The 9,979-nt window shown below is 66.1% G+C and carries 9 protein-coding genes; 5 read left to right on the forward strand and 4 right to left on the reverse strand.

Features of this window, described 5'->3' with window-relative positions; translation table 11 throughout:
- Window positions 1–61: 61 nt before the first annotated feature.
- Window positions 62–670, reverse strand: a complete 609-nt coding sequence (locus D2K64_RS21995) for a cysteine hydrolase family protein (protein WP_120010518.1) — start codon at window positions 668–670, stop codon at window positions 62–64.
- Window positions 671–742: 72 nt separating this feature from the next.
- Complete coding sequence (locus D2K64_RS22000) at window positions 743–2,779, reverse strand: NAD(+) synthase (RefSeq protein WP_120010520.1); 2,037 nt, start codon at window positions 2,777–2,779, stop codon at window positions 743–745.
- A gap of 113 nt (window positions 2,780–2,892) precedes the next feature.
- On the opposite strand from D2K64_RS22000, the gene D2K64_RS22005 reads away from it, so the two are divergent.
- Window positions 2,893–4,149 carry an SGNH/GDSL hydrolase family protein gene (locus tag D2K64_RS22005; protein WP_120010521.1) on the forward strand — a complete coding sequence of 419 codons (1,257 nt, stop codon included), beginning with the start codon at window positions 2,893–2,895 and terminating at the stop codon, window positions 4,147–4,149.
- Window positions 4,150–4,182: 33 nt separating this feature from the next.
- On the opposite strand, the gene D2K64_RS22010 is transcribed toward D2K64_RS22005, so the two are convergent.
- Both D2K64_RS22010 and D2K64_RS22015 read right to left on the reverse strand, forming a co-directional pair.
- The gene (locus D2K64_RS22010) at window positions 4,183–5,259 is read right to left on the reverse strand and encodes an acyltransferase family protein (protein ID WP_157986031.1); all 1,077 of its coding nucleotides are present in this window, start codon (window positions 5,257–5,259) and stop codon (window positions 4,183–4,185) included.
- 909 nt (window positions 5,260–6,168) lie between these two features.
- Window positions 6,169–6,459 (reverse strand): SWIB/MDM2 domain-containing protein, encoded by a 291-nt coding sequence (locus D2K64_RS22015; RefSeq protein ID WP_120010524.1) that lies wholly within the window; start codon window positions 6,457–6,459, stop codon window positions 6,169–6,171.
- Between the two features lie 135 nt (window positions 6,460–6,594).
- On the opposite strand from D2K64_RS22015, the gene D2K64_RS22020 reads away from it, so the two are divergent.
- From D2K64_RS22020 to D2K64_RS22035, 4 genes are all read left to right on the forward strand, one after another.
- Window positions 6,595–7,020 (forward strand): hypothetical protein, encoded by a 426-nt coding sequence (locus tag D2K64_RS22020; protein ID WP_120010526.1) that lies wholly within the window; start codon window positions 6,595–6,597, stop codon window positions 7,018–7,020.
- A 74-nt stretch (window positions 7,021–7,094) separates the two neighbouring features.
- Entirely contained in the window at window positions 7,095–7,820 is a 726-nt protein-coding gene (gene fhuF, locus D2K64_RS22025) for a siderophore-iron reductase FhuF (protein ID WP_120010528.1), read from the forward strand.
- A gap of 121 nt (window positions 7,821–7,941) precedes the next feature.
- Entirely contained in the window at window positions 7,942–8,706 is a 765-nt protein-coding gene (locus tag D2K64_RS22030) for an ABC transporter permease (RefSeq protein ID WP_120010530.1), read from the forward strand.
- A gap of 74 nt (window positions 8,707–8,780) precedes the next feature.
- A complete protein-coding gene (locus tag D2K64_RS22035; protein ID WP_120010532.1) occupies window positions 8,781–9,734 on the forward strand; it encodes an ABC transporter substrate-binding protein in 954 nt (317 codons plus the stop codon).
- The last annotated feature ends 245 nt before the right edge of the window (window positions 9,735–9,979 follow it).

Raw genomic sequence — 9,979 nt, forward strand, 5'->3', positions numbered from 1 at the left:
CCGCCATCCAGCGCTTCTGCCTTCGCTCCCAGACGATCGGAGGAATTTCGCGATCAGGACACTAGGTCCAGGCTCGCAGAACCTCCTCCGAGCGGACCGCCTCGATCTGCTGACCGAAACGCTCGCGGTACAGCGTCAGCAGAGCGTCATGTGTGCGGTCGGAGGAGGAGCAGATGGCGTCCACCGGAACCACCACCCGATAGCCGAGGTCGACGGCACCGAGCACGGCGGCCAGCACGCAGACATCGGTCTCCGCTCCGGTGATCACCAGCGTGTCCACGCCGCGCTCCTGCAGGCGGCGATGCAGCTCCGGCGCGACCCAGGGGGAGTAGACGTCCTTGTCCAATACCTCAGCCGGGGGCACGAGGCGTGCCAGACTCGGCATCAACTCGGTCCGTTCCGGCGGCAGCGCCTCTCTCACCATCTGCGGCCAATGCTCGTAATAACGGCGCCACATGCCGCGGGCTTCGGCGACGTTGGCAGGAGGCATGAAGCGGGTGAACAGGGTGCAATCCGGCCTGGCATTTGCCAGTTCCTCTACCACCGGAAGAACACGCTTCAGCCAGGGCGTCTCCCACGGTCCTTCCGCAAACAATTGCTGCATATCGATGCACAGGTGCAGCGTATTCGGTCCGAGATGACCGTGCCGCAAACCTTCATGTGCCGCCATCGCCAAGATCCTCCGGGCATTTTGCTTCTGCAAGCAACGATGACCGGGGGATCCGGGATGCAGGATCCGGTGCTATTCTGCCGGAACGTTGCGACGCAACTCCTCCAGCCAGGCCGTCGCATTGCCATCGGAGGGGGCCCGCCAGTCGCCGCGCGGAGACAGCGATCCACCTGCCGACACTTTGGGCCCGTTCGGCATGGCGGACCGCTTGAACTGCGCGAAGCCGAAGAAGCGCGCCAGGAACACTTCCAGCCATTTGCGGATCACCGGCAGCGGGTACTGGCCGCGTTTTCCGTCCGGGAAGCCGGGGGGCCAAGAGCCCTGCGCCGCATCGTCCCAGGCCTGCAGGGCCAGAAAGGCAATCTTGGACGGACGGAACCCGTAGCGCAGCGTGTAGAACAGATTGAAGTCCTGCAAGGCATAGGGCCCGATCTTCGCCTCCGTGCTTTGCAGCTGCTGCGTGTCGGCGTCGGCCGGGATGAGCTCCGGCGAGATCTCGGTGTCCAAGATGGATTGAAGCGTCGCGCCCACGTCGGCCGAAAAGTCGCCGGATGCGATGGCGAAGCGGATCAGATGCTGGATCAGCGTCTTCGGTACCCCGGCATTGACGTTGTAGTGCGACATCTGGTCGCCCACGCCATAGGTGCACCAGCCAAGCGCGAGTTCCGACAGGTCGCCGGTCCCCAGCACCATGCCACCCTGATGGTTGGCGGCCCGGAACAGGTAATCCGTACGCAGCCCTGCCTGGACGTTCTCGAAAGTCACGTCATAGACGGGTTCGCCGCGACCGAAGGGATGGCCCAGATCGCTCAGCATCTGCTTCGCCGCTGGCCGGATGTCGAGTTCCTTGGCGGTGATGCCGAGCGACGCCATCAGGGCATGCGCATTGGTTTTGGTGCCAGCAGAGGTGCCGAAGCCGGGAAGCGTGTAGCCGATGATGTCGGTGCGCGACCGTCCCATCCGATCCATGGCCTTGGCCGCGACGATCAGGGCCTGGGTGGAGTCGAGTCCGCCGGACACGCCGATCACCAGCTTGCCGCTGGTGGAGCCCAGGCGCTGTACCAGACCCGAGACCTGGATGTTGTACGCCTCGTAACAGTCCTGGTGCAGCCGGGCGGGATCGGCGGGCACAAAGGGGAAGCGCTCGATGGCGCGCTGAAATCCGATATCGCCGGCCGGCGGATCGACCCGGAAGGCGATCCGTCGGAACGGGGAGGGGTGGAGGCGGCGGTTGTCGTCATAGGTGCCCTGCCGGGCCCGCTCCTGCCGCAGCAGGTCCAGATCGGTGTCGGCAATCACGACCTGGTCCTCGTCCGGGAAGCGGTCGCTTTCGCGCAGGATCGCCCCGTTCTCGAAGATCGACACCTGCCCGTCCCAGGCCAGGTCCGTGGTGGATTCCCCCACGCCGGCCGCGGCGTAGAGATAGGTCGCGAGACAGCGCGCCGACTGACCCTGCGCCAGCAGCCGGCGGGTATCCGCCTTGCCCACGGTGATGTTGCTGGCCGACAGGTTGGCGAGTACCAGGGCCCCGTTCGCGGCCGCGATGGAGGAGGGCGGGATCGGCACCCATACGTCCTCGCAGATCTCCGCATGGATGATGAGGTCGGGCACATCCTCGGCGGCGAACATCAGGTCGGGGCCGAAGGGTGCTTCCATCCCGGCGATCCGGGTGCTGCCGCCCTCGGTTCCGGCGCCGGAGGCGAACCAGCGCCGTTCGTAGAACTCGCGATAGTTCGGCAGGTGCACCTTGGGCACGACGCCGAGCAGCCGGCCACCCTGGATAGCCAGCGCCGTGTTGTAGACGCGCCCGGCATGCCGCACCGGTGCCCCCACCAGCATCAGCACGCGCATTGTGCGCGAGGCTTCCACCAGGGCCGCGACGGCATCTTCCACCGCGTCCAACAGCGTGTCCTGCAGATGCAGGTCATCGATGGCGTAGCCGGAAAGGCCCAGCTCAGGAAACACCGCCAGCGCCGCGCCTTCAGCGTCGCAATGACGGGCGGCCTTCAGAATGGCGTCCGCGTTGCGGGCCGGGTCGGCCAGGGTGCAACGCGTGGTGCAGGCGGCAACACGGGCGAAGCCGTGGCGGTATACCGATCGGAAATCCATGTATGGGAAATTGCGCTCTTGTTGCCGGGGCGTCCAGACGAAGCACAGGGTGTTGACGGCACGGCCGGGCCTTGTCACGCCGTCAGACCCAATCAACAACCGGAGGCATTGCCATGTTGGGCTTGGTGTCGGCCGTGCGCGGCGGCCGGCTGTTTGTGGCCGAGGCGGAGCCGATGGTGCTGGTCGGCAATCGCTGCGGCGTGCCGGCACGCGACATTGCCAATTCAGAGCCGGAACGCTTCGGATCCTGGCGGCAAAATTCCTGGCATCGCATCACTGAACCCTGCAGCGCGCTGGAGATCCGCTGGGCCAACATCACCGGTGGCCGCGTCCTGCAACCCGGCGCCTCCGCCATCACGCTGTTCGCCGCGGCGCCGAAGCCGCGCTTCGACCAGCCCGGGCGGGCCCTGGCATTCGTCGGCGGCGGTAACTGGATGCCGCCGGATGGCGAACTCCGCGCCCATGTTCCCATGGCTTACCCGGCGGGGGATGTGCAGCTGGCGATCTCCGCAGACTGGGAGAAGCCGCCCTCGCGCTTTCCCGGCACCGATTTGCCGGCCTTCGGCCCCGATGAGGTCAGTGCCTGTGGCGTGGCCGCGGCAGGGCAGGGCACGGCCTCCGTGACGGCGGCGGGCTTCGCACCCTATGGCCGTGCCGCCAACTACGTGGTGCTGCCGCCCGCCGTGATTCTGGGGCGACCGCTGCCTGGGGCGGCGCCGCGTGCGCGAGTGGCAGTGCTGGGGGACAGCATATCGTCCACCGGCGCGGTAGGCGCCTCCGCACGGATCGGCGCCTGCTATCATCCGGGCTTCCTGCTTTCCGCGCTCGCGGATGCGGATTTGCCCTACATCAACCTTGGCGTAGCAGGCTTGTCACTGGCGGAAGTGGTGGCCGCGCCACCCGAGCAGCGGGCCCGCCGCCTCGGCATACTGCGCGGCATCGGGATCACGCACATGGTCTGCCTGCTCGGGCAGAATGACCAAGCGGCCCGCCGCTCCGCCGAACAGTTCCTGGCCGATCTGCAGCGATTGAAGCGAATTCTCGATCCGCTCGGCATCCGTTTGATCCCGGGTACGTCCTGGCCGCGCACAGATCCGGCGAATGCAGCGCCGTCGCAGCACGCGGCGGCGGATTCGTGGCTTCAGCTCGATGAGATCACGCGCGGTGTCAGAAGCCGGAATGGAGTGGGTTACGGCTTCTTCGACGTCGAGGACGTGTTCGGCGATCCGGCGCGACCGCGCCTGTGGCGAAGCGACAAGGGCGGGGTGCCGAAGGATGGCATTCATCCCGGCGACGGGCTGCATCAATGGGCCCGCCGCCGCTTCCTGGATGATATTCCGCGCCTGCTGGAACCCCCCACCTTGCGCTGAGGACCGGGGAGAGGCTCGTCGCGGGACCGGCCCTCAGCGGGCCGGCCGGGCCTCGGCCGCTGACATGCCGTGCTGAACTTCCGGTTGCTGAACCGGGCGTCGCGCGCGGCGCAGCATGTTGCGACCCGGAATTTCAACTAAATGGTAGAGAAGCGAAGCCGCGATCAGCGACAGGACCGTTCCCACCAGAACCGGCAGATAGCTCGTCGGGTCGATCCCGGGGGCGGCGATCCGCAGCAAATTCTTGAAGGCCGACCACACCACAGCGTGCACCATGTAGAGCGCGAAGCTGATCTCCCCAAGGTAGACTAGGGGCCTCCGGGCAGCCAATCGTGCCAGCCAGTCCGCGGGGTTGCTCAGCGCCAGGATCAGTACGGCGAAACCGAACGTGTAAGGCAGCAGCGCGGTGTCCGGCAGCACCCAGCAACCCGCCAGCAGCAGCCCCAGGACCATCAGACCCGTGGCCCGACCGAGCCGATGGGCCAGCGCGAAGCGCCCTTCGCATTCGCGAAGCACCATGCCCATCAGGAAGCCCGTGGCGATGCGGCCCAGCGGGTGGGTGATGAATTCAGTGCCGGTGAGTAGCCATGCGGCGAGTCCGAGCCCGATCCACGCAACCAGTGGCAGGCGCATCAGCAGCCAGCAGGCGAAGGGAAACACCAGATAGGCGGCCCATTCTGCCGAAATCGACCAAGCCGGCACGTTGGGAGAACCGATGCCGAACCAGGACTGCACCATCAGAATATTCGCCAACACGCTGGACGGCGAGTAGGAAGCCGCATCCGCCGGCATGCGGTGGAACAGCAGAACGGCGGCCGCGTACAAGGTGAGCGCGCCGAGCATCGTCACGATGTGCAGCGGCCAGATGCGGGCGAAGCGATACAGCACGAAGCGCCGGACATCCGCCATCCTGAGCGAACCAGCAAAAACATTGCGGTACACGTGATGGATGATGAAGCCGCTTAAAATAAAGAAGAAGTCCACGCCCAGGTCGCCTTGTGTGAAAAGCGCCTCTAATCCGAACCAATTCGTTGTGCTCGGCGTTGTCGAGTCCATTGGAAGATGATATGCCACGACGGCCAGCGCGGCGGGCCCGCGCGCACCGGTCAAGGCAGGAATATCCTGGCGTGGTCGTAGACCCGCCTGATGTGAAGCAGTCAAGGGGTGTCTCCTTCTGAGACGCATCTGCGATCTGCGTTGCCGAGACGCAAAAGCAGTCCTCAGCGATTGTAATTGGACGTTACATACGCTGTTGAGGCTAAGCCGCAAAAGCCGGATTCATCCTGATGTCGTCACGAATTTGGCACTGGACGTTGCACAACTCTCCTGTAGCACCATGAGCCGGTAACACAAAACGGCGTTATCTTCGAAGATGGCGTTCCTCAGCGCCTATTTTGTTAAGCCCCAGGCAGGAACTGATCGCAGGCCACATGGCATTCGCCTGAATCAGCGCCACGGATTGAGTGCCGTTACCGATGCGAACGGCTCAAATCACACAGGTCCGCGACAGGCCCTTGCGGTATTGGCGACGCCAGCGGGAAGTGTTTCCGCGACCTGCTTGTCGTCAATGTTGCAATCCCCATGACTTCGGTGGGGGCGATCGCCTTCGTGCGAGATCATCGACACCGACTGAAACAATGACGTGCGGGATTGTTCCGGAAGGTGCCGACACCTGATTTCGCGCTGCTCGGAACGTTTGCCTGATTATTGTAGTCGAACCCCACAACATGAATCTCGTGCCTTAGCCAGACATCGGTACTGCCAATGTGCTGCCCGCTGCATCAATGGACACGCGTGGAGCCGACTTCGGTCTTCTACCCCACAGGGCACGCATGATTTTGTGGTTTGACGAAGACGCTTATCGGGAAGGCGCTAAGGTTAAATAATGGTAAGCAACCCGTTTTGGCGCCGCTCGCGCTGAGCAAGCACGGACAATGAGATAAATTCGCATAAGATATATTATGTATAGCGGATGTGACCGCCACGTCTCCCTGCGGAAGACGTGGCGACGTGATGGACTTACTTCAGATGCTGGGCCAGATGCTTGTTCATCTCGAACATGGTCACCTTGTCCTTGCCAAACACCTTGCGCAGCTTGTCATCGGCGATGATCTCGCGCTTGTTCTCGGCGTTCTGGAGATTGTGCTCCTTGATGTAAGCCCAGACCTTGCTGACGACTTCGCCGCGCGGCAGCGGCGCTTCGCCCACCACGCTGGCCAACTCGGCGGAAGGCTTCAACGGCTGCTGCAGCGCGTTGGGCTTCTTGCCCTCGGGCGCCTTGGTGGCGCTACTCTTTGCCTTGGTGGCCATTTCTTCACTCCTTTGCTTTCGGTCCAGCTTCGCTGAAACGTCCCGGCTCCGCTGCGGATGCAGCACAACGCCGCTTGCCCACCGAAGACTGCACCGTGAGAATGGCACACATCCTCTTCCGGTTCCGCAGCCGACATGCCAATCCGCCCTGAATTGCGTTGGTTCTATCCGATTGACTGGACCGAGCTGAGCCGCCTGATCCGCTTCGGGCGCGCGCGTGGCCGCTGCGAGACCTGCGGCCGTCCGCACGGCACGGAACTGCTCTGCCTGCGCGATGGCCAATGGTTCGACCCTGAGCTTGACCATTGGCGTGACGGCCGCGGCCGGCGCATGCCGGCGCCTGCGCCGGAACAGGCGGCGCAGGCCCGCCGCACCCGCGTGGTGCTGGCAGCCGCACATCTGGACCATAACCCGGCCAACAACCACCACCGTAACCTTCGCAGCCTGTGCCAGCGCTGTCACATGCTGCATGACCGGCCTCACCATCTGGCCCAGCGCCGGATCACTTACCGTCGGCGCTGGGCTCTGGGCGACCTGTTCACCGGCCCCTACTGGCCCTGACGCCGCTCGCCTCTGGACGCAATTGAGAATGAGTGTCAATTGTACCGCGTCATGGCCGTCCAGGAGCCGCCTGCATGATTCCGGAGCTCGCCCCCGCCTTCGCCGGGCCACTGCACTTTGCCACGGACAGTGTGGTTCTGGGTCCGGACGGGCGGCGCGCGCTGCCCGTGGCCGAGCTGCTGCGGCCGGGCGTGCTCGCAGGACTGGCCGCGACCTTTGAACAGCGCTACCCGAAGGGCGACGCCGGCGCCGTGCTGTCGATGTGGAGCCAGTTCTACATGTCGGTGCTGGTTTATCCCGCCTTCAGCGTGGCACTCCGGCTGCGGCGTGCCCTGCCTCTGGCGCCGGCCGAGGTTTCCCTGGTGCTCGCCGAGGATGGCGCGCCGGCCGCGCTGCAGGTGGCTCATGCCGGAGAGCCGCTGGCGCACGGCATCTCGGCCGCTGCCCATCTTGGCGACCTGGTGCGCAGGCATGTGGAACCCGTGATCCAGGCGCTGGCGGCAGCCGGGCGGGTTTCCGCCCGCGTCTTCTGGTGCAATACCGGGGTGCGCATGAGCCATGTTCTGCGACTGCTGTCGGCCGAGCCGGGCAGCGACGCGGCGACGCACCGGCTGCTGCACCAGTCCGAATGGGAGGACGGGTGGGACAACCCGCTGGTCCGCAGCTTCCATCCCACGGCCTGCTCCTCGCAGCCGGCGCCGCAGCGCCGCGTATGCTGCCTGCGTTATCGTCTGCCCGGGCTGGAGCAGGGCTGCGGCACATGCCCCCTGCCCCAGATCCGGGGGCGCCACCTCGCCTGAGCGGCCGCGGACCGCAAGCTGCGGGGTTCCGCAGCAGGCCGGAGCCGTGCACAGCGTCCGGCGAGGGTGTCGCCGGCCAATGCGTTGACAGGGGGCGCAGGCACGGCGAAAGCCGCAGCCGATGCGCCGGAATCACTCCTGGCCGGGCTGGGTCCGGCTGCTGTCGCCCCTGTTTCTCCTGCTTCTGTGGCAGGCGGCGAGCCATGTGGGCTGGTTGCCCGGCACCGTTCTGGCCGCTCCGTCGCAGATCCTGGCGGCGGGATCGGCGTTAACACTGTCCGGAGAATTGCCGCAGGCGCTGTTGGTGTCGGCAGCGCGCGTGGCGGCGGGCTTCGCCCTGGCCGTTCTGTTCGGGGTCGCATTGGCGCTCGTGTCGGGATTGTCGCGGCTGGGCGAGGCGGTGTTCGATCCTCCCATGCAGATGCTGAAGGCGATGCCGTTTCTCGGCCTGCTGCCGCTGTTCATCCTGTGGTTCGGCATCGGCGAGGCGCCGAAGATCGGACTGGTCACGCTGGGTGCGGTGTTTCCCATCTACCTGACGCTGTTTGCGGGGATCCGGGGCGTCGACCCGAAGCTGGTGGAGGCCGGCCGCAGCCTCGAGCTGTCGCAATTGCAGGTCGTGCGCCACATCATCCTGCCCGGCGCCCTGCCGTCCCTGATGGTCGGGATGCGCTACGGCCTCAGCCTGGGCTGGTTGAGCCTGGTGGTGGGGGAGCAGATCAACGCCCAGTCCGGCCTCGGCGCGCTGATCACCCGCGCGCGCGACTTCCTGCAGACCGACATCATCGTGGTATGCCTGCTGGTCTATGCATTGATGGGGCTCGGCACCGACGCGCTGGTGCGCCTGGCCGAAGCCTGGGCCTTGCGCTGGCGTGGCCCGGCCTGATGCATTCCCGCGCCTCTTGCCCTGACGAGGCAAGCTGCCAGAACCGCCAATCTCCGGAGAAAAGGTTTCCGCCGATGCACCGCCGCGCCCTGCTCGCCTTGGCCATCGCATCGGGGAGTGCCGCCGCGCTCCCCGGCCACGCCGCCGGTCCCGCGGTGCGCATCGGCTGGCTGCGGGCGCCGAACGACCTGACCACCGGCCGCGCCCGCGGTACCCTTCGGCAAGCACTGGAGGCGCAGGGCGCGACGGCGGAATGGCCGGGGCCGTTTCCCGCCGCCGCGCCCGCGCTGGAGGCGATGAACGCCGGCAGCATCGACATCACTGCCGGCTCCTCGACCGCCTGCATCACGGCACTGGCAGCGCGGATCCCGATGCTGATTTTCGCCTGCCAGCCCATCTCGGCCGCCGGCGAGGGCATTCTGGTCAAGCGCGGCGCCCCGATCACGCGGATTTCGGAGCTGCAGGGCCGCAGCGTGGCGGTGAACCGCGGCGGCACGGGCGAGTACCTGCTGATGCGTGCGCTCGACCGCAACAACATCCCCGTCGACAGCGTGCGGCGTGTTTACCTCAGCCCCGGTGACAGTGGCGCCGCCTTCGCCCAGGGGCATGTCGATGCATGGGCGGCCTGGGATCCCTTCATCAGCATCGCGCTGGCCAGCTACGATGCCCGGCTGCTGGCGGATGGCGATGCCATCGGGTCCGACAATGCCGTGACGCTGATGTGCAGCCGCCATTTCGCCGAAACCCGGCCGGCGCTGCTGCAAGCGGTGTTCGACACCTGCCTCGCGGACAACGCATGGGCGCGGGCGAACCCGGCGGAAGCCGGCCGGATCTGGACCGACGCCATGGCCCTGCCCGCTTCTCTGGCGCCGGCGATCGGCGCCAACAATGCCGTGCCGACGCGCGGCGTCACCGATCAGGACGTGGCGCAGATCGCGCAGATCGCCGATTGGTACGTCGCCAGCGGCATCGTGCCGCGCCGGCCGGATATCGGCGCGGGGGTGCTGCGGCTGAGGCCGTCGCGTTGAGCCTTGACTTCCGGCCCGGCCGCTGGCGTGCCTTCGGCACCGCACCGCGAAGGCCATGCCGATGACCGCGTTCAGCCAGGGCGCCGCCGACGTCAACGACTGCTTCATGCCGGCCGGGCAGGTCAGCATTCCCGTGATGGATTGAGGCTATCGGCGCTCGAACGTGGCTTATACCGTCGAGCGGATGAACTGACTCTGGTGTGATTTCCTGCGCGGCGGAGATGGTGATTCGCTTCTGGCCTGAC

Source organism: Teichococcus vastitatis, assembly GCF_003604215.1.
Lineage (GTDB): Bacteria > Pseudomonadota > Alphaproteobacteria > Acetobacterales > Acetobacteraceae > Pseudoroseomonas > Pseudoroseomonas vastitatis.